The organism is Aquabacterium sp. OR-4, from assembly GCF_025290835.2.
Lineage (GTDB): Bacteria > Pseudomonadota > Gammaproteobacteria > Burkholderiales > Burkholderiaceae_C > Pseudaquabacterium.
Genome location: NZ_JAOCQD020000002.1, coordinates 2,173,447 through 2,193,174, shown reverse-complemented (window position 1 = coordinate 2,193,174; position 19,728 = coordinate 2,173,447). Strand labels below are relative to the sequence as shown.

At 72.7% G+C, this 19,728-nt stretch carries 15 protein-coding genes; 3 read left to right on the top strand and 12 right to left on the bottom strand.

Annotated elements, in window-relative coordinates; genetic code table 11:
* Positions 1 to 9: 9 nt before the first annotated feature.
* Entirely contained in the window at positions 10 to 993 is a 984-nt protein-coding gene (locus N4G63_RS21790; protein ID WP_260786801.1) for a DMT family transporter, read from the top strand.
* 64 nt (positions 994 to 1,057) lie between these two features.
* A complete protein-coding gene (locus N4G63_RS21785; RefSeq protein WP_260786802.1) occupies positions 1,058 to 2,482 on the top strand; it encodes a GH1 family beta-glucosidase in 1,425 nt (474 codons plus the stop codon).
* 63 nt (positions 2,483 to 2,545) lie between these two features.
* On the opposite strand, the gene N4G63_RS21780 is transcribed toward N4G63_RS21785, so the two are convergent.
* The 11 genes from N4G63_RS21780 to N4G63_RS21730 all read right to left on the bottom strand — a co-directional run bounded on the left by N4G63_RS21780 (position 2,546) and on the right by N4G63_RS21730 (position 15,834).
* Positions 2,546 to 3,484, bottom strand: coding sequence for a PEP-CTERM sorting domain-containing protein (locus N4G63_RS21780; RefSeq protein ID WP_260786803.1), 939 nt, complete (start codon positions 3,482 to 3,484; stop codon positions 2,546 to 2,548).
* Between the two features lie 198 nt (positions 3,485 to 3,682).
* Positions 3,683 to 4,912, bottom strand: coding sequence for a serine hydrolase domain-containing protein (locus N4G63_RS21775; protein ID WP_260787626.1), 1,230 nt, complete (start codon positions 4,910 to 4,912; stop codon positions 3,683 to 3,685).
* The gene (gene glcF, locus N4G63_RS21770; RefSeq protein WP_260786804.1) at positions 4,909 to 6,204 is read right to left on the bottom strand and encodes a glycolate oxidase subunit GlcF; all 1,296 of its coding nucleotides are present in this window, start codon (positions 6,202 to 6,204) and stop codon (positions 4,909 to 4,911) included. Before glcF ends, N4G63_RS21775 begins: the two co-directional genes overlap by 4 nt.
* Positions 6,205 to 6,234: 30 nt before the next feature.
* Positions 6,235 to 6,891, bottom strand: a complete 657-nt coding sequence (locus tag N4G63_RS21765; RefSeq protein ID WP_314600192.1) for a class I SAM-dependent methyltransferase — start codon at positions 6,889 to 6,891, stop codon at positions 6,235 to 6,237.
* Between the two features lie 8 nt (positions 6,892 to 6,899).
* Positions 6,900 to 8,048 carry a glycolate oxidase subunit GlcE gene (glcE, locus tag N4G63_RS21760; RefSeq protein ID WP_443112091.1) on the bottom strand — a complete coding sequence of 383 codons (1,149 nt, stop codon included), beginning with the start codon at positions 8,046 to 8,048 and terminating at the stop codon, positions 6,900 to 6,902.
* A complete protein-coding gene (locus tag N4G63_RS21755; RefSeq protein ID WP_260786806.1) occupies positions 8,045 to 9,577 on the bottom strand; it encodes an FAD-linked oxidase C-terminal domain-containing protein in 1,533 nt (510 codons plus the stop codon). Before N4G63_RS21755 ends, glcE begins: the two co-directional genes overlap by 4 nt.
* Positions 9,578 to 10,238: 661 nt before the next feature.
* Positions 10,239 to 11,900 (bottom strand): L-lactate permease, encoded by a 1,662-nt coding sequence (locus N4G63_RS21750; protein ID WP_260786807.1) that lies wholly within the window; start codon positions 11,898 to 11,900, stop codon positions 10,239 to 10,241.
* A gap of 246 nt (positions 11,901 to 12,146) precedes the next feature.
* Positions 12,147 to 13,040 carry a LysR substrate-binding domain-containing protein gene (locus tag N4G63_RS21745; RefSeq protein ID WP_260786808.1) on the bottom strand — a complete coding sequence of 298 codons (894 nt, stop codon included), beginning with the start codon at positions 13,038 to 13,040 and terminating at the stop codon, positions 12,147 to 12,149.
* Between the two features lie 101 nt (positions 13,041 to 13,141).
* The gene (locus tag N4G63_RS21740; RefSeq protein ID WP_260786809.1) at positions 13,142 to 14,335 is read right to left on the bottom strand and encodes an FIST signal transduction protein; all 1,194 of its coding nucleotides are present in this window, start codon (positions 14,333 to 14,335) and stop codon (positions 13,142 to 13,144) included.
* 102 nt (positions 14,336 to 14,437) lie between these two features.
* The gene (locus tag N4G63_RS21735; RefSeq protein WP_314600191.1) at positions 14,438 to 15,262 is read right to left on the bottom strand and encodes a PhaM family polyhydroxyalkanoate granule multifunctional regulatory protein; all 825 of its coding nucleotides are present in this window, start codon (positions 15,260 to 15,262) and stop codon (positions 14,438 to 14,440) included.
* An 89-nt stretch (positions 15,263 to 15,351) separates the two neighbouring features.
* Complete coding sequence (locus N4G63_RS21730; RefSeq protein ID WP_260786812.1) at positions 15,352 to 15,834, bottom strand: retropepsin-like aspartic protease family protein; 483 nt, start codon at positions 15,832 to 15,834, stop codon at positions 15,352 to 15,354.
* A gap of 101 nt (positions 15,835 to 15,935) precedes the next feature.
* Here N4G63_RS21730 and N4G63_RS21725 point away from each other — a divergent pair, with 101 nt between their 5' ends.
* Positions 15,936 to 18,065, top strand: a complete 2,130-nt coding sequence (locus tag N4G63_RS21725; RefSeq protein WP_260786813.1) for a S9 family peptidase — start codon at positions 15,936 to 15,938, stop codon at positions 18,063 to 18,065.
* 15 nt (positions 18,066 to 18,080) lie between these two features.
* Here N4G63_RS21725 and N4G63_RS21720 read toward each other — a convergent pair whose 3' ends face one another.
* Positions 18,081 to 19,166: a fumarylacetoacetate hydrolase family protein gene (locus N4G63_RS21720; protein ID WP_314600190.1), complete on the bottom strand. Its 1,086-nt coding sequence runs from the start codon at positions 19,164 to 19,166 to the stop codon at positions 18,081 to 18,083.
* Positions 19,167 to 19,728 lie beyond the last annotated feature (562 nt).

The window sequence follows — 19,728 nt, the reverse complement described above, 5'->3', positions numbered from 1 at the left end:
TCGCGCCCCATGTGGATCGGAACCCTGTTTGCGCTGGCCGCCGGCCTGATGTGGGGCCTGGTGTTTGCCGGGCCGCAACTGCTGCCCGACTACCCGGCGGCGATGCAGGCTTTCGGGCGCTACATCGCCTTCGGCCTGATCGCCGCGCCGCTGGCCTGGATCGACCGCGCCCGCATGCGCGAGCTCACGCGGGCCGACTGGATCGAGGCCGCCAAGCTGGGCCTGGTGGGCAACATCGTGTACTACCTGTTCCTGGCCAGCGCCATCCAGCGCGCCGGCGGGCCGCTGCCCACGATGATCATCGGCACGCTGCCGGTGGTCATCGCCATCAGCAGCAACCTGCGCGATGCGCGGCGCGACGGCCGCCTGCCCTGGCTGAAGCTGCTGCCCTCGCTGGGGCTGATCGGCGCCGGCATTGCCTGCGTCAACCAGGTCGAGCTGCAGGCCCTGCGCGCCGACCCGGCGGGCGCCGAACTGGTGAGTTCAGGCGCCTATGCGCTGGGCGGCGCGCTGGCGGTGGGCGCGGTGGCCTGCTGGACCTGGTACCCGATGCGCAATGCCGACTGGCTGCGGGCCCATGCCGAGCGCTCGCCACGTGCCTGGGCCACGGCGCAAGGCCTGGCCACGCTGCCGCTGGCGGCGCTGGGATTTGCCGCGTTCTGGGCCTGGAGCGCGGCCAGCGGCAGCACCCTGGCCATGCCCTTCGGCCCGCGGCCAGGCCTGTACATCGGCCTGATGCTGGCCATCGGCCTGCTGGCCTCATGGGCCGGCACGCTGTGCTGGAACGAGGCCAGCCAACGCCTGCCCACCACGCTGGTGGGCCAGCTGATCGTGTTCGAGACGCTCAGCGCGCTGGCCTATGCCTATGTGCTGCGCGGCCGCGCGCCCGATGCGCTCACGCTCGCTGGCGTGGCCCTGCTGGTGGCCGGCGTGATGTGGGCGCTGCGCGTGCGGCCCGAGCCGGTGGCCGAGGCCAGCGCGCACGCCGCCTGAAAGCCGCGCCGCATGCGTGTTTCAACCGATTTTGAAACCGCTTTCATGACGGCATCATGCGGCCATGAACACCCGTCCTGACGCCCCGGTCGATGCCGGCCTGCCCGCCGTGCGCCGCAGCGACTTTCCGGCCGACTTCCGCTGGGGCTGCGCCACGGCCTCGTACCAGATCGAGGGCGGCGTGCACGAAGCCGGCCGCGGCGAGTCGATCTGGGACCGCTTCAGCCACACGCCCGGCAAGGTGAAGAACGGCGACACCGGTGACACCGCCTGCGACCACTACCACCGCTGGCCCGAAGACCTGGACCTGCTGCAGCGCCTGGGCGCCAACGCCTACCGCTTCTCGATCGCCTGGCCGCGCATCCAGCCCACGGGCCGCGGCGCGGCGCTGCAAGCCGGACTGGACTTCTATTCACGCCTGGTCGACGGCCTGCTGGCGCGCGGCCTGCAGCCCTGGGCCACGCTGTACCACTGGGATCTGCCGCAGGCCCTGCAAGACGAAGGCGGCTGGATGGCGCGCGACAGCGTGGCGCGGTTTGCCGACTACGCCGACATCGTGACCCGCGCGCTGGGTGACCGCGTCAAGCACTGGATCACCCACAACGAGCCCTTCTGCACCGCCTTTCTGGGCCACCAGCACGGCGTGCATGCGCCGGGCGTGAAGGACCTGGGCCTGGCCCTGCAGGTGCACCACCACCTGCTGCTGAGCCACGGGCGCGCGCTGCCGGTGATCCGCGCCAACGTGGCCGATGCGCAGGCCGGCATCACGCTGAGCCTGCACCCGATCAGCCCGGCCAGCCCCAGCGCGGCCGATGTGGCCGCCGCCCGGCGCCACGACGGCGGGCGCAACCGGCTGTTCCTCGACCCGCTGTTCGGCCGCGGCTACCCGGCCGACGTGATCGAGCGCCTGGGCCCGCTGGCGCCGCGCGTGGTGGCCGGCGACCTGGCCGAGATCGCGCAGCGCTGCGACTTTCTCGGCATCAATTACTACTTTCCCGAGGTGGTGGCCGATGCCACCCACGACGCCGGCCACGACCCGTTGAAAGACCCGCTGGCCACCCGCGTGGTGGACGCGCCTGGCGTGGCGCGCACCGCCTTCGGCTGGCCGGTGGTGCCCGAGGGCCTGACCGAGCTGCTGACCCGCGTGCACCGCGACTACGCGCCGCCGGCGATCTACATCACCGAAAACGGCTCCACCTTCGACGACCAGGTGCAGCCCGATGGCGCGGTGCACGATCCGCAGCGCCTGGCCTTTCTGGTCCGGCACCTAGCGGCGGCGCGCGACACGCTGGCCGCTGGCGTGCCGCTGAAGGGCTACTTTGCCTGGAGCCTGCTCGACAACTTCGAGTGGGCCGAGGGCTACCTGCGCCGCTTCGGCCTCACCCATGTCGACTTTGCCACCCAGCAGCGCACGCTGAAGACCAGTGGGCAGTGGTACGCGCGCTTTTGCCGCGACAGCCTGCCGGCCGCACCCGGCACGGCGGGCTGACGCGCGGCTGATCGGGCCGCCTGATCAGACCACCCGATGAGACCGCCCGATCAGACCGCCCGATCAGGCCCCGCGCCGGGCGCGGCGCGCCGCCAGCAGCAGGCCGCCGCCGGCCAGCATCAGTGCCCAGTCGGCGGGCTCGGGCACGGGCGCGGTGGCGCGCAGCTCGAGGCGGGTGTGCAGCTCGCCGTTGAAGGCCGTGGCGCTGCCCAGGCCGATGAAGCTGGGGCTCAGCAGCGCGCCACTGGCATCGGCAAAGTTGAAGCTGCCAGAGAGCAGCGGGCTGTCCGGCGCGCCGTGGGCCAGCGAGAGCACCAGCTGCGCGGCGCCGCTCACCGGCGCCAGGGTGGCCGCGCCGATCACGGTGATCGCGCCCAGCGCAAAGTCCTGCTTGCGCAGCACCACCTGGGCGCCACCGCCGGTCTGGCCGGTGACGAACAGCTCGACATAGTCGTTGCTGTTCGAGAAGCCGTCGGCGAAGCGCAGGCCCGCGGTGTGGCCGAGCGCAGGCAGGCTGTCGAGCGACAGGCGCAACGAGGCCGCGAAACTGCGTGATTGGGCAAAGCCCGATGCCGGATCGGAGGTGTTGGTCAGCAGCCGCAGGCGCACCGAGCGGCCCTGCGCACCCAGCGCATTGCTGGCCACGTCGCCTTGCGTGGCGTCCAGGCGCAGCGCGCTGCCCGACTCTTGCGCGGCCAATGCCGGATCGGCCCCCGCGGCCACGCCCAGCAGCTGGTAGCTGGCGGCGGTGGCCGTGCCGGTGAAGGCCGGGCCGACCAGCAGGTTGCCGTTGTCGAACCCATCGCCCAGCCAGCGGCTGTTGCCCAGCACCCAGTCGGCCGAGCTGCCGTCGCGGTAGACGTTGAGTTGGGTCATGGCCGTCACCGGCGCGGCGGCGCTGGCCAGCTGGCCGGCCAGCAGGCCGGTGCTCAGGGCCGCGGCCTGCACGGCGCGCGACAGCAGCAATTGCCGCGACGTGGCGCGGCTGGATGGATTGGACATGGGGCCTCCCGGTTGAACAACAAAGGCCCGTCGGCGACTCCCCTCGCCTCGAGGCCGCGGCATGTTATCGGCCGTGCCGGCACGGCGGACACCGCTTCTGGGGGGGGCGTGGTGGTGACGGGGGCCGGGTGGCCGTAGTTGGTGGTCGGCGGCTGTGGCCTGTGGCCGGTGCGCCGGTGCGCCGCGGGCCAGGCCCGCTCAGGGCAGTCCCAGCGCCATCCGCTCGAGCCAGCGGGCCCAGTTCACCGGGCCGCGGTCGCGGCCCAGGCGCACCACCACCGCATCGGCCTGCGGCACGACCACGATGTACTGGCCGTGCAGGCCCTGGGCAAACAGGGTCGGGCTCGGGCTCAGCATTTCGCTGGGCACGCCGCGCACCGCGGGCTGGGCCAGGCGCCGCCACTGCCAGGCATAGAAGGCCGGCGGTGCCCACGGCCGCCGCTCGATGTTGCGCTGCGCCTCATCGCTGGCGCCGGGCAGGCCCTGCTGCGCTGCGGTGCTCTGCCGCAGCCACTCGGCCGGCAGCACGGCGCGGCCGTCGCGCTGGCCGCCATCGAGCACCAGCTGGCCCAGGCGCGCGTAGTCGACTGCGCGCGCGTTCAGGCAGCAAAAACCGCGCACCACGCCCGAGGCGGCGCTGTCCAGGCTCCAGCTGGCCGGGTAGGCGGCACCCATCGGCTGCCACAGGCGTTGCTCGACATAACGCGCAAAGGGCTGGCCCACCGCGCGCTGCACGGCCATGGCCAGCAGCTGGGTGTCGCCGCTGCTGTAGGCGTAGGCCTGGTCGGGCGGGCCGGCAATGCGCAGGCGCCGGATCTCGGCGTTCAGGTCGGGCCGCAGGTAGAAGCGGCCGGCCTCGGCAAAGGGGTTGTTGTAGCTCTCGTCGAAGGCGATGCCGCTGCGCATGCTGAGCAGGTGGCGCAAGCGGATCTGGCCAAAGCGCGGGTCGTTGGCCCGCAACTCGGGCAGGTGGCGGGTGATGGGCTCGTCCACCCCGGCGATGTGGCCATCGGCAATGGCCAGGCCGACCATCAGCGAGACCACCGACTTGGCTGCCGAGAAGCTGGTGAACAGGCTGTCGCGCTGGTAGCCGTGAAAGTAATGTTCGGCCACCAACTGGCCACGCCGCAGCACCAGCAGCGCCACGGTGCCGTTGTCGGCCAGCCAGCGCGCGGCGGCGTCGTCGTCCATGCCGTCGGGCCAGGGCAGGGCGGCGGGCGCCTCGGGCAGCGGCCGGGGCGTGGCCGCGGCGGCGATGGGCGCATTGTCGAAGTGCTGGTGGTCGGTGATCATCGACCGGCCCTGCAGGATCATCCAGCCGGGCAGGCTGCTGCAGCCGGCCAGCAGCGTGGCGGCGGCCAGCAGCGCGGTGATGGACAGTCGCCGGGTGGTGGCCAGTCGCCTGGTGGTGGCCGGCGCGCGTGTCATGCCAGCACCTCGTCCAGCCATTCCACCCAGTGTTTCACCGGGGTGGCCGTGCCGCTCTGCAGGTGCTGGATGCAGCCGATGTTGCCGCTGAGGATCACCGCCGGCTGCAGCTCGGCCAGGTGGCCCAGCTTGCGGTCGCGCAGCTGGTGGCTCAGCTCGGGCTGCAGCACGCTGTAGGTGCCGGCCGAGCCGCAGCACAGGTGGCTGTCCTGGCCCGCCACCTGGATGCTCAGGCCCAGTTCGCGGAAGGCGGCTTCCACGCCGCCCTTGAGCTGCTGGCCGTGCTGCAGCGTGCACGGCGGGTGGTAGGCCAGGCATGTGCCCTGCCCGGCGGGTGAGGCGGGTGCCCCACCGCCCGGCGCCCCCGCCGGGCGGGGGCGGGCGCCCAGCGTGCTCTTCAGCGTGGGCAGCAGATCGGGTAGCAGTTCGCTCACATCGCGCGTCAGGCGGCTGATCTGCGCGGCCTTGTCGGCGTACTCGGGGTCGTGCGCCAGCGCGTGGCCATACTCCTTGACCGTGACGCCGCAGCCGCTGGCGTTCATCACGATGGCTTCCACCTTGCCCTGGCCGCTCAGGCCGGCCACATGCGGCCACCAGGCGTCGATGTTGCGCTTCATGTCGGCCAGGCCGCCGGCATGGTCGTTGAGGTGGCTGCGGATGGCGCCGCAGCAGCCGGCTTCGTCGGCCACCAGGGTCTGGATGCCGCAGGCGTCGAGCACGCGCGCGGTGGCCGAGTTGATGTTGGGCAGCATGGCCGGCTGCACGCAGCCCATCAGCATCAGCACCTTGCGCGGGTGCTCGCGCTGCGGCCACAGCCTGGCGCGCGGGTGCGGGGCGCCGGGCACCTTGTCCTTCAGCGCGGCGGGCAGCAGCGGGCGCACCACGCGGCCCAGGGCCATGGCGGTGCCGAACAGCGGCGAGTTCAGGCCCTCCTTGAGCAGCCAGCGCACCGCGCGCTCGGGCATCGGGCGCTCGACCTTTTCTTCGACGATGCGCCGGCCGATGTCGACCAGCTGGCCGTACTGCACACCGCTGGGGCAGGTGCTCTCGCAGTTGCGGCAGGTCAGGCAGCGGTCCAGGTGCTGCTGGGTGGCGCGCGTGGGTGTGGCGCCTTCGAGCACCTGCTTGATCAGGTAGATGCGGCCGCGCGGGCCGTCGAGCTCGTCGCCCAGCAGCTGGTAGGTGGGGCAGGTGGCGGTGCAGAAGCCGCAGTGCACGCACTTGCGCAGGATGGCCTCGGCGGCCTGCCCGTCGTGGCTGGCCTGGAACTCGGCGGCGAGATGGGTTTGCATGGGCGGCGGTGGGGCAGGAAGGGGCGGAGTTCAGGCCAGGGTGTAGGCCAGGACCCAGTAGTGGGTGTGGGCGATCCACTGCGCATCACGCGCACGCGGGCCCAGGCGGGCGATGGCGTCTTCGGCCGTGGGAAAGTTCTTCAGCACCTCGTGCACCGAGCCGTCGTCGAGCGTGCGGTTCTGGTAGGTGTTGCCGTCGGCATCGGTGCGGCTGATCGGCGTGCTGCTGAGCTGCACATGGCTGTTGTCGAGAAAGACCACCTGCGCGCCGGGTTCCAGCCGCGCATGCAGTGCCTGCAGCCAGCCGCCCAGCCGGGCCAGCGGCACATGGCTCCACCAGCAGCCGGCAAAGGCGGCGTCGAAGCGCTGGCCTTCGATCTGCGCAAAGCTGTAGGCATCCAGCTCGGCAAACTGCACGCAGGCCGGCAAGGCCTTGCGGCGCGCCACGGCCAGGGTCTCGGGGTTCAGGTCGGTGGCCAGCCACTGTGCGGCATCGCGCGCGCCGTGCGGGGTCCACCAGCCGGTGCCGCAGGCCACCTCCAGCACACGCCGGCCGGTGAATTGCGTGGGCAGCCAGGCCTCCATGGCGCGCAGATCCTCCTGCCGCTCGGGCTTGAAGTACACGCGCTCGTAGTAGGCGGCGCGCTGGCGGTAGTAGTCGGCCATGTCGCGGGTGATGTCGCTCATGTGGCGTGTCACTCCTCGGCGAACAGCCGGCCGCGGTTGAACAGCCGGTCGGGGTCGAAGGCATGCTTCAGCCGGCGGTGCACGGTGGCCAGCGCAGGCGCCAGCGGCGTGAAGGCGCCCTGACCCTTGTCACCGGCAAAGGCCGTGGCATGGCCGCCCACGCGGGCGGCGGCCTCGCGCATCTTGGCCGCCGGCGTGGTGGTGGCCACCCAGCGCTGCGCGCCGCCCCACTCCACCAGGTGCTCGCCCGAAAAGGGCAGCACCGGCGCCGTTTGCGGCACCGACAGCCGCCACAACGTGGCGCCGGCGGCCACGGCCTTGTGCGCGCCCTGGAAGAACTCGTCGCTGTGGTCGCGCAGGCCCTGCCAGAAGGGCGCGGCCAGGGGCTCGTCCACCACCTCGCCGCCCAGGCGCTGGCGGGCCGACTGCACGGCAGCTGCGGCGCCACTCAGGCGCAGCACCAGCATGCCGCTCCACCAGGCGCTGGCGTTGACCGGCAGCGGCTGGCCGCCCCACTCGTTGAGCTTTTGCAGTGCCGTGGCCTCGTCCCACTCGAAGCGCAGCGTGATGCTGGCCGGCGCCACCGGCAGCACCTTCAGGCTGACCTCGCAGATCACGCCCAGCACGCCCATCGATCCGGCCAGCAGCCGGCTCACGTCATAGCCGGCCACGTTCTTCATCACCTGGCCGCCAAAGCTCATCAGCTCGCCGCGGCCGTTCAGCAGCGTGGCGCCCAGCATGTAGTCGCGCACGCTGCCCACCGCGGCGCGGCTGGGCCCGGCCAGGCCGGCGGCCACCATGCCGCCCACCGTGCCGCCCACCGTGCCGCCCGACGTTGCGTCGGGTGTGCCGCCGCCTGCACCGCCGGCCAGTGCAAAGCGCGGCGGCTCGAACGGCAGGCACTGGCCGCGCTCGGCCAGCGCGGCTTCCAGCTCGGCCAGCGGCGTGCCGGCGCGCGCGGTCACCACCAGCTCGCTGGGCTCGTAGGCGCTGATGCCGGCCAGCGGCCGCACATCCAGCGTGAGGCCGGTGATCGGCCCGCCGTAGAAGGCCTTGGTGCCACCGCCGGCGATGTTGAGCGCCAGGCGGTCGCTGCGCGCGCCGCGGACCTGGTCGATCAGGCGCTGGAGGGCGAGATCCTGCGTGGCCACGGTCAGAACCTTTCCAGTTCAGGGAAGGGCAGCAGCCCCTTCTTCACATGCATGCGGCCGTACTCGGCGCAGCGGTGCAGCGTGGGGATCACCTTGCCGGGGTTCAGCGTGCCCTGCGGGTCGAAGGCGTGCTTGAGCGCCAGCATCTGCTCGCGCTCTTCAGCGCTGAACTGCACGCACATGCTGCTGAGCTTTTCCACCCCCACGCCGTGCTCGCCGGTGACGGTGCCGCCCATGGCCACGCTGGTCTCCAGGATGTCGGCGCCGAACAGCTCGCAGCGGTGCATCTGGTCGGGGTCGTTCGCATCGAACAGGATCAGCGGGTGCAGGTTGCCATCGCCGGCATGGAACACGTTGCAGCAGCGCAGCTGGTACTTCTTCTCCATCTCGGCAATGGCGATCAGGATGTCGGCCAGGCGCTTGCGCGGGATGGTGCTGTCCATGCACATGTAGTCGGGGCTGATGCGGCCGCTGGCGGGGAAGGCGTTCTTGCGCCCGCTCCAGAACTTCAGCCGCTGCGCCTCGTTCTCGCTGACCGTGAGCTGGGTGGCACCGCAGCGTTGCAGCACCGCCAGCATGCGGCCGATCTCTTCTTCCACCTCCTCGGGCGTGCCGTCGCTCTCGCACAGCAGGATGGCCTCGGCGCTCAGGTCGTAGCCGGCGTGCACGAAGTCTTCCACCGCGGCGGTCATCGGCTTGTCCATCATCTCCAGCCCGGCCGGGATGATGCCGGCGGCGATCACCGCGGCCACCGCGTCGCCGGCTTTGCGGATGTCGTCGAAGCTGGCCATGATGCAGCGCGCCACCTGCGGCTTGGGCGTGAGCTTGACCGTGACCTCGGTGATCACCGCCAGCATGCCCTCGCTGCCCACCATCACCGCCAGCAGGTCGAGGCCCGGCGCGTCGAGCGCCTCGCCGCCAAACTCGATGGCCTCGCCCTCCACCGTGTAGCCGCGCACCTTGAGCACGTTGTGCACCGTGAGGCCGTACTTCAGGCAGTGCACGCCGCCGGAGTTTTCGGCCACGTTGCCGCCGATGGTGCAGGCGATCTGGCTGCTGGGGTCGGGCGCGTAGTACAGGCCGAAACGCGCCGCCGCCTCGCTGATGGCCAGGTTGCGCACGCCGCACTGCACCACCGCCGTGCGGCTGACCGGATCGACCTTGACGATGCGGTTGAACTTGGCCAGTGCCAGCGTCACGCCCAGCGCATGCGGCATGGCGCCGCCGAAGAGACCCGTGCCGGCGCCGCGGGCCACCACCGGCACCTGCAGCGCATGGCAGGCGCGCAGCACGGCGGCCACCTGGTCTTCGGTTTCGGGCAGGGCCACCACCAGCGGCCGCTCGCGGTAGGCGGTGAGGCCGTCGCACTCGTAGGGCACGGTGTCCTCGGCCTGCCACAGCAGCGCATGGGCCGGCAGCTGGCGCGCCAGCGCGGCCACCACCTCGCGCTGGCGCTCGGCGCGGGCGGCACGGTCGGGGCTGTCGGTGGGGGCCGCGGTGGCCGTCAGGGCCAGGGCGGGTGTCGGGGCGTTCATCGGTGTCTCCTGGGCTCAGGCGGGCTCAGCCGGTGCAACTGTACGCATGGATTGCCGGACGACCCGTCGCCTGGGCGCAAAGGGGCTGCACCCTGGGTGCGGGCAATGGCGCGGGTGGGTGGGGTTGTGCCGGGATGGCTTGCGCGCTGGGCTGCGCTGGGCTGGCCTCGTTGGCTGGGGTGTCGCAGGGTTCGTTGCAGCGCGCCGGGTGTTCGCCCCGGCGGGCGACCTACTTTCTTTTTGCGAAAAGAAAGTAGGCAAAGAAAGCGCATCCCAACTTTCCGACACCACTGAGCATTTTGTTTGGTGCATCGAGGCGGGCGCCTCGCCCGCCCCGCGGGCTCGAACATAGCCAGCCGGAGAAAGTTGTAGCCGGTCCACGCGCGCGGGCCCCCCGGTCAAGACTTGCGGGCGCAGCGTGGTGTGGGAAGGGCTTGGTCCATGGCATGGCCTTGACCCCAGTTCTGCCCTTGAGCGCAGCGCGCGGTCAATGGCATGGCAGCGTCCGCTGCCAGAGCCTTCACAGATGAGTGTCCATGCCATCGGCGGCCATGTGTCCCATGCCAAGCCCATGTCGCCCGCCGGGGCGAACCCCCGGCGCGCTGCAACGAGCCATGGGAAACCACGCCAGCGAAGCCGCGCGCTCAAGACATCACGACGATCAGTGGATCACCATCAAGGTGAACGGCCACACATACGCCTGCAGCGTCACGAACAGGCCCACCAGGCAGGCCAGGGCCACCGAGTGGAAGAACACATAGCGCAGGATGTCGCCTTCGTGGTTGAACCAGCGGGTGGCGGTGCTGGCCACCACGATCGACTGCGCATCGATCATCTTGCCCATCACCCCACCCGAGGAGTTGGCCGCTCCCATCAGGTTGGGGCTCAGCCCCAGCTGCTCGGCCGCCACCTTCTGCATGCCGCCGAACAGCACGTTGCTGGCCGTGTCCGAGCCGGTCATGGCCACGCCGATCCAGCCCATCAGCGTGCCGAAGAAGGGGTACAGCACGCCGGTGCCGGCAAAGGCCAGGCCCAGCGTGGTGTCGGTGCCCGAGAAGCGGGTGAGCGTGCCGAGCGCCAGCATCAGCACGATGGTCAGCAGCGAGGTGCGCACCAGCCACAGCGTGCGGCCGAAGGTGCGCACGATGTCGCCCAGGCCGTAGCCCATCACCAGCGCCCCCACCACCGCCGACAGCAGGATGCCGGTGCCGGTGGCCGACAAGCCGTTGAGCACGTACACCGCGGCCTCCTTGTGCGGCGTGGGCACCACCGGCGGCACCTTCTCGATCAGGTTGTGCAGGCCGCCGATCGGGAACTTGGGCGCCCAGATGTCGTTGAGCGCGCTCTTCACCGCCGGCAGGCCCCACACGAACACCGCCACGGTCAGGATCAGCCAGGGCGTCCAGGCACGCAGCAGGGCCTGCGGGCTGTGCTGGACGATCACCGTGGCCGGCTTGGCCGTGCCGCCGTCGCTCTCATGGCCCTTCAGGCTGGGCGAGGTCCAGATCTTCTTCGGCTGCCAGAACTTCAGGAAGCCCACCAGGCACACCATGCTCACCAGCGCGGCGATGATGTCCACCAGCTCGGGGCCGATGAAGTTGCTCACCAGGTACTGCGGGATGGCAAAGCTCAGGCCCGTCACCAGGATGGCCGGCCACACCTCCCACATGGCCTTGCGCCCGGCAAAGGCCCAGATCAGCCAGAACGGCACCAGCAGGCTGAAGAACGGCAGCTGGCGGCCGATCATCGCCGTCACTTCCATCAGGTCGTAGCCGTGCACCTTGGCCAGCGTGATCACCGGCGTGCCCAGCGCGCCAAAGGCCACCGGCGCGGTGTTGGCGATCAGGCTCAGGCCCGAGGCGGCCAGCGGGCTGAAGCCCAGGCCGATCAGGATGCCGGCGGTCACGGCCACCGGTGTGCCGAAGCCCGCCGCACCCTCGAAGAACGCGCCGAAGCAAAAGGCGATCAGCAGCAGCTGCAGGCGCCGGTCGGCGGTGATGCCCGAGAGCGAATCCTGCAGGATCTTGAAGCTGCCGTTGCCCTCGGCCAGCTGCTGCAGGAAGATGATGTTCAGCACGATCCAGCCAATCGGCAGCAGGCCGGTCAGCGCGCCGTAGAACGCGGCATTGCCGGCCAGGCCCACCGGCATGCCGTAGCCCCACACCGCCACGCCGAACGCCGCCACCAGGCCCAGGCCGGCGGCGATGTGGGCCTTGATGTGCAGGAAGCCCAGCGCCACCAGCATCACCACCACCGGAATGGCCGCCAGCGCGGTCGAGATCCACATGTTGTGGAAGGGGTCGTACACCTGCTGCCAAAGCATGGCTTGTCTCCTGGCTTGTGTTTGAACGTCGGGTTGGGCGCGGCAGCCGGTGCCCATGCACTGGGCCCGACCCGCAGCGCGGGGCCCTGCCTTGCGTGCATCCAACAGCCACAACAAGCAGGCCGCGCCGGGGCGAGATGGTGCGCGGGCGCCCCGTGGCGGGGCGTGAAAGCTGGCACCGCCGCGCGTGAAGCTTTTTCACGCGTTCAGGTGGTGTTCAGGCCGCGCGGGCGGGCCGGGGCCGGGTCAGTCGGTGGCCAGCGCCCGCGTCAGCCAGTCGACAAAGGCCTGGCACTCCCAGCGCGCCAGCGTGCCGGGCTTCCAGCACAGCCAGTGGTGCAGCGGCGAGGGCACGGCGCGTGGCGACAGGCGCACCAGCCGGCCGCTGTTGAGCCAGTCGGCGGCCAGCTTCAGCCGGGTGAGCGCCACGCCGAAGCCGGCGGCCGCGGCGTCGAGCACCAGGCCCACGTCGTTGAACTGGGCGCCTTCGCGCGGCTCGGGCAGCACGATGCCGCAGGCCTGGAACCAGTGGCCCCAGGGCACCAGGGTGCTGCGGATCAGGCGCGCACGGCCCACCTCCTCGGCGGTTTCGAAGTGGCCGATGAAGGGCCCGGCCTCGCCCTCGTAGGCCGGGCTGCACACCGGGGTGACCTGGTCGCTGAGCAGGCGCACCTGCTCGATGCCGCTGTAGGGCCCGGTGCCGTAGCGGATCTCCAGATCGGCCTCCTCGGCCTTCAGGTCGGCCAGCGGAATGGCCACCTGCATCACCAGCTCCACCTCCGGGTAGGCATGGCGAAAGGCCGCCAGCCGCGGCAGCAGGATCTGGCGCGAAAAGGTGGGCGTGACCGCCAGCCGCAGCCGCGCCACCGGCTGGGCCGGTGCGTCCAGGCCGGGCAGCTGGGCCAGCGCCTGCAGGCCCAGGCGCACCTGGGTGAGGTAGGCCGCACCGTCGGCGCTGAGCGTGAAGTCGGCGCGGCTGAACAGACGCCGGCCGAGCTGCGATTCGAGCTGGCGGATGCGGTGGCTGACGGCGCTGGGCGTGACGGCCAGCTCATCGGCCGCGCCGCTGACGCTGCGCAGCCGCGCCACGGCCTCGAAGGCCTGCAGATTGGCGATGGGCGGAATGCGTGGCGCGGGCATGCGGCTTCACGGTTGCGGGCCGCGGGCCGAGCGCCGGGTCGCGCCCAGGCCGGCCCGCACCCGCCTGGCGGCGGGCGTTGCGTACCCGCGGCGCCGGGGGCTCACAGCAACACCGTCAGCACGCCGGTGTAGCCGTACAGATGGTGGCGGGCGACCTCGCCGCCGGCGAAGAAGCCGATCAGCGGCACATCGCCCAGCGCACGCTGCACGATCAGCGCCTCGGCCGAGGGCCCGCCGAAATGCGGCCCGCCGCGGCCCGAGCACGAGACATAGATGGCCGCGGCAATGCGCCGCCCGGGTGCCTCGCCGGCCGGCGGCGGGGCGGCGCCAGGCAGCACCGGCACCGGCGCGTCGGCCTCGAGCTCGTCGCGGATCTCGGCGCAGATGCGCACCAGGTCGCGCCGCGCGGCGGCCACGTCGCGGCGGCAGAAGGCCAGCTGCTGGCCGGGCGCCAGCACCTCGGCCACCGCCACGCCCTGGCGCACGGGGTCGATGCCGACCAGGTGGCGCACCCGCGTGTCGGCACCAAACTGGCCGCCGCGCGCCAGCATGGTGTCGTCGGCATCGCTCAGCGCCACCAGCGTGCCGCGCAGGCCGGCCACGGCCTGCTGCGGCTGGGCCAGGCTGAGCTGCAGATCGGCCAGCAGCTGCGGCAGCGCCGGCTGGCCGTCGAGGGTGAGCACCAGGTTCTGCTCGGCCGTGGTGACGCGGCGCGTCGGCCCGGCCGGCTGGCAGCCCTGGGTGACGCGTGACAGCAGCGGCACGCCGGCCGCGAAGGCCACGCCCGAGAGCCCGCCCTCGAACACGCCGTCGGCGATGTGCAGGTTGCGCCCGCGCGAGGCGGCCAGGCCGCCGAACAGGTAGCCCGAGCCGGTGCGCTCGGCCAGTTCGACGATCAGCTCCTCGAGCTCGGGCGTGGCCGGATCGGCATGCACCAGGGCCGTGTCGGCCAGGGCCTCGTCGAGTGGCCGGCGGCCGTTGAACACGCTGAACTGCGTGGTCGGCAGGTCCAGCAGCATCAGCACCAGCGCCGGTTCGTCGAAGTACTCCACGCCGCTGGCCATCACGCCCACGCCCACCGCGCCGGCCCACTGCACGCCGGGCCAGCGCTGGCGCGCATCGTCGAGCAGGGCCTCGGCCTGCGGCACGTAGCGGTCGCTCAGGTACAGCAGGCCCAGCGTGGGATGGAAGGCCGGCCGCCGCGCCGCGCGCTGGGCATCGGCCTGGGCGGCGGCCAGGGCCAGCGCCATGCGCGCATCGGGATGCGTGGCGTGGGCGGTGATGGCGGCTTGCATGGGCGGGGTGGGCCGGTGGGCTGGGGCTGGCGGGTGCGAGGGTGCGGGTGCAGGTGGGAGCAGGCGGGTGGCGGCAGGGCGGGCTGCGCCGGTGCCTGCGCCTCAGCGCGGGCTGCGCTTGGCCGCCGCCTTGCGGGCGACCTTGGCCGCGGCCTTGGGCGCCGGCGTGCCGGCCGCGCCCCGGCGTGCCGGCTTGCGCGCGGCCGGGGCTGGCGGCATCGCGGCACCACCCGCCGCAGCCCCCACCGTGCCGCCCATGGTGCCGCCCATGGTGCCGCCCATGGTGCCCGCCACCGAGGCGGCCTTCTGCGCCACGCTGGCGGCCGTCTTGACCATGTTGCCGGGCATGGCCGCGGCCTTTTTCAGCGTCTCGCCGGCGGCGTCGAAGCTCTGCTTGACCATCGCGCCGGCCAGGTTCTTGGCGGCATCGGTGGCGCTGTCGTTCATGGCCGAGGCGGCCAGGTCGGTGAACTGCTTGGTCAGCGCGCCCCACCACTGCATCGGGTCGATCACACCCGGCGGCACGCTGGCCGTCGGGGCCTCGGCCGGCGCCTCGGGTTCGGGCTCGGGGGCCGGTGCCGGCGCGCTGGCACGGGCTGCCGGGCTGGGCGCCGGGCTGGGCTCCGGCACGCGGATCTTGAGCGACTCGGTCAGGTCGCCCAGCGAGACGTTCATGGTCTTCAGCGTCGACAAGGTCATGCGCTGCACCTCCAGCGCCTGGATGGTGGCGCCCAGCATGCGCGCGTTCTGCTCCAGCCAGAACTGCACGGTGCGCAGCTCCTCGATGCGCTTTTCCAGCTCCTGCGGGTCGAGCGTGGGGGCGATCCAGTGGCCCACGTTGGGCAGCGCCGCACCGGCGTTCTTCACCAGGCCCTGCAGGAAGTCGAAGCCGGGAACCATCTTGGTGAAGGACAGAGGATCGGACATGCGCATCTCCTAGGCTGGATTTGGGGTGTGCCGGCCATGGTAGCCCGGCGCGCCGCGCCGTGGCGGGCGCCGCGCGCGCGGGCCCATGCTCAAGGGGCGGGGCGTTCGAGCCGCAGCACGCCGTCGGTCTGCGTGAAGCTCAGCTTGGACAGCACGTCCATGCCCAGCAGCGGCGCGCCCAGCTGCGGCAGCACGGTGAGCGGCAGGCGCTCGGCGCGCACGCCGCCATCCAGCAGCAGATCGGCCCGCGCCTGCCAGCCCTGCACCACGCCGCCGGCGGTGTGGCTCTGCACCCGCGCCTCGGGCTGCAGGCCCAGCTGCTCGGCCAGGGCCAGCGGCAGCGCGGTGCGCGTGGCGCCGGTGTCGACCAGAAAACTCACCGGCCGCCCGTTGACGCTGCCGGTCCAGTGAAAGTGCCCGTCGGCACTGCGCCGCAGCTCGATGTGCCGGCCCTCGATGACGATGCGGCTGGCCTGCTGCTGCGCCTGCCAGGCCTGCACGCCCAGAAACACGGCCGTGCCCAGCACCAGCCAGAGGGTGATGTGCTTGAGGGTGCGGGGAAATTCGGTCATCGGTGGCGCGGCATCGGCCGGCGGGGGGAGATGCGCCGCACGATGCCACAGCCCGCGCCAGGCCTGCGGCATCATCGTGCACCAACAGGGAGGATATTCAAATGGCAGGCATGTTGGGCCGCCCGCGCACGGGCGGCATTGGATGGCGGGACTGGGCCGCCGGGCTGGCGGCGCTGTGGGTCGGCATGGCCGCCCAGGGGCAGACGGCCGCGGTGGCGCCGGCGGCCGGTACGGCTGCCGCGACCGCAACCACGGCTGCAGCCACGACCGCCGCCCATGCGGCGGCCGGGCCCGCCAGCGCGTTGCCGCCGGCGGCGCTGTTCTTCAGCCATGACGACCTGGGCGAGGTCGAGCTGTCACCGTCGGGCCGGCAGCTGGCGGCCATTGCCAATGTGCGCGGCCGGCGCGCCCTGGCGGTGCTGCCCGTGGACGGCGCGGGCACGCCCAGGGTGGTGGCGGCCTATGCCGATGCCGACATCGAAAGCTTCGAGTGGGTGGGCAACGAGCGCCTGACCTACCGCCTGGTGGACCTGAGCCGCGGTTCGGGTGACCAGCGCGGCGCGCCGGGGCTGTTCACGGTGCAGGCCGACGGCCAGGGGCAGCGCATGGTGGTGCGCATGCGCTGGGACACGGTGGTTGATCGCGTCGGTCCCGGGCGCCAGCCGCTCGAGTGGCATCACCGGCTGCTGGCGGTGCCGCGCGACACGCAGGACGAGGTGGTCATCGGCCGCATGGTGTTCGATGGTGGTGGCGACCTGCGCGAGGTGGTGCCGATGCGCCTGAACCTGGCTACCGTCACCACCCGCTCGCTGGCCGCGGGCATGCCCGACGGTGCCACCGACTGGTGGTTCGACCCCCGCGGCGAGCCGCGCCTGGCGCAGGTCGTGCGCGACGGCGAGCTGCGGCTGCACTGGCGCGGTCCGGGCGACGCCGCCTGGCGCGAAATTGCGCGCATGCCCAACACGCGCCGGCCGTGGTCGCCGCACTCGGTGGACGAGCAGGGGGGGCTGTACGTCACCCAGCCCGCCGGACGCGAGGGCACCAGCGAGCTGCGCCGCTTCGACTTTGCCACCGGCCAGCCGGCCGGCGAGTCGCTGGTGCGCACGCAGGGCTTCGACTTTCGCGGCAGCCTGGTCAGCGCGCCCGAGGGCGGGCCGGTGCTGGGCGTGCGCGCCGAGACCGACGCCGAGACCACGGTGTGGTTCCAGCCCGATCTGAAAACCTGGCAGGCCGAGGCCGACAAGATGCTGGCCGGCCGGGTCAACCGCCTGAGCTGCCGGCGCTGCACCGGTGACGACCCGGTGCTGCTGGTGGCGTCGTGGTCCGACCAGCAGCCCGGCGAGCTGTGGCTGCTGCGCCCGCGCCGCAGCGACGCGCGCTGGAGCCGCCTGGGTGTGGTGCGCAAGGACATCGAGCCGCGGCGCATGGCCACGCTCGATTTCCACCGCGTGCCCACGCGCGACGGCCAGCAGATGCCGCTGTGGCTCACGCTGCCGGCCGGCGCCGACAAGGACAAGCGGCCGCGCCCGGCGGTGCTGCTGGTGCACGGCGGCCCCTGGGTGCGCGGCGGCCATTGGCGCTGGGATGGCCAGGCGCAGTTTCTGGCCTCGCGCGGCTATGTGGTGATCGAGCCCGAGTTCCGCGGCAGCACCGGCTACGGCGCGCGCTGGTTCCAGGCCGGTCGCAAGCAATGGGGCCGGGCGATGCAGGACGACCTGGTCGATGCCGTCCACTGGGCCGCGGCGCAGGGCCATGTCGATGCCGGCCGGGTGTGCATTGCCGGCGCCAGCTATGGCGGTTATGCCGCGCTGATGGCGCCGCTCAAGCATCCCGGCATCTTTCGCTGCGCCGCCTCGTGGGTGGGCGTGACCGATCCGCGCGCGATGATGAACCGCTGGGACGCCTGGCAAGACTTCAACGACGAGGTGCGCCGCTACAGCTGGCCGGCGCTGGTGGGCGATCCGGTGACCGATGCCGCGCTGCTGGACGAAGCCACACCGGTGCTGCGCGCCGCCGAGTGGCAGATTCCGCTGCTGCTGGCCTATGGCGCGCAAGACCGCCGCGTGCCGCTGGCCCAGGGCGAGGCCTTTCGCAACGCGCTGCGCCGCGCCGGCAAGCCCGAGCCCGAGTGGATCGTCTACGCCGACGAAGGGCATGGCTGGCTCAAGCCCGAGAACCGCTTCGACTTCGCGCGGCGGCTCGAGGCCTTTCTGGCACGGCACCTGAACTGACAGGCCGAGCGTCGTTCACCCACGCCCGCCTTGCACCCCAGGGCGCCCCGGCCCGTCAGGGGGTCTCGGCGGGGGCTGCGTCGGCCGGGGCGCGGCCGCTTCGGCGGCGTCGGGGGCTTCACCAGCCTCGGCCTCGGCCGCGCTGGCCATGCCCGGCCCCACCACGCGCTGGGCCAGGGCGCCGAACAGGCTTTGCCCGTCGCGGCCCTTCAACTCCAGGCGCACGGTGTCGCCCAGGGCCAGCCAGGCGCTGCGCGGCTCGCCGTGCAGCGCGGTCTCCAGCGCCCGCTTGTCGGCCAGGCAGCCCACGCCCTGCGCCGCATCGTCGGCGCGGGCCGGGCCGGCGCCCAGCATGCAGCCGGCGCGCAGGTTGCGCGTCTTGGCGGCCCGGGCGATCAGCTCGCCGAAGTGCCAGGCCATGCCGGCACCCGGGCACTGGCCCAGCTTGCGGCCATTGACCGCGGCCAGCAGCGGCAGATGCACCCGGCCGCCCTGCCAGGCCTCGCCCAGCTCGTCGGGGGTGATTGCCACCGGGCCGAAGGCGGGCGCCGGCAGCGCATGCTCGGTGGGCGCCAGCGCGCGCAGCCGCCACAGGTTGGCCAGCACCAGCAGGCGCACGCCGTCCAGGCCCTGCTCGGCGCTGGCGCCCATGTCCACGTCGCCGGTGATGGCGGCCAGGCCGGCGCCGAAGTCGATGTCCCAGGCGGCCGAGCCGAACCAGGCGTCGTCGCAGGGGCCGAGAAAGTCATCGCTGGCGCCCTGCAGCAGGGGCGGCTGCGCTGGCGCGTCGCTGTCGGCCGCGGCTTCAGCGCCGGCCTGGCGCTGCGCCGGCGCGGGCCAGGCATCGGCCTGCAGCCAGCCATAGGCACGCGGCAGCGGCGCCATGCACTGGCGCGGCTCAAAGGCAAAGGCATGGCGCGCCTTGCCCTGGTTCAGCGTGGTGTACAGGTCCTGCAACTGCGGCGACAGGAAGTTCCAGTCGTCCAGCACCTGCTGCAGCCGGCTGGCGATGCCGTTGGCGTAGTGCGCGGTGCTGAGGTCGCGCGAGACGACCAGCAGCTGGCCGTCGCGCGAGCCATCCTTGTAAGTGGCGAGTTTCATCGTGGTGGTGCGGTCTTGGGCGGTCTTGGGCGGTTCTGTCGGGCGCGGACTGTCGGGCGCGTTCTGTCGTGCGCGGCGCGGTGCCGCGGGCCGGGCCGCGGGGCCCGCCGGATTTGGCACCATTGTCCGATGCGCGCGCCACCCCCCCATGCCCGCCAGCCGCCGCCGCCCGGCCGGCGGCCATGGCCGCGCCTGCTGCTGCTGGCAGGCCTGGTGCTGGCGGCGCACGGCCTGCTGATCGCGCACTGGCTGGCGGGCACGCCGCCCAGCGGCAGCGGCGCGGGCCCGGCGCCGCGGCCGATGCTGCTGGTGCCACCGGCCTTGGCGCCGCCCGCTGCCCTGGCCCGGATGGCCGACACCGCGCCACCGGCCGCCGCCGCCCGGCCCGCCCCCCGCCGAGCGCCACGCCCAGCCGGCCCAGGCCCCGACCCCGACCCGCCCGCCCCCTGGCGCCGCAGCCCGGCCCGAACCCGCCGCCGCCGATGGCCCGCGGCCACCCGCGCACGATGCCGCGGCCCCCGGCGAGGCCGCCGCCCCCTGGCTGGCGCAGCGCCCGGCCGCC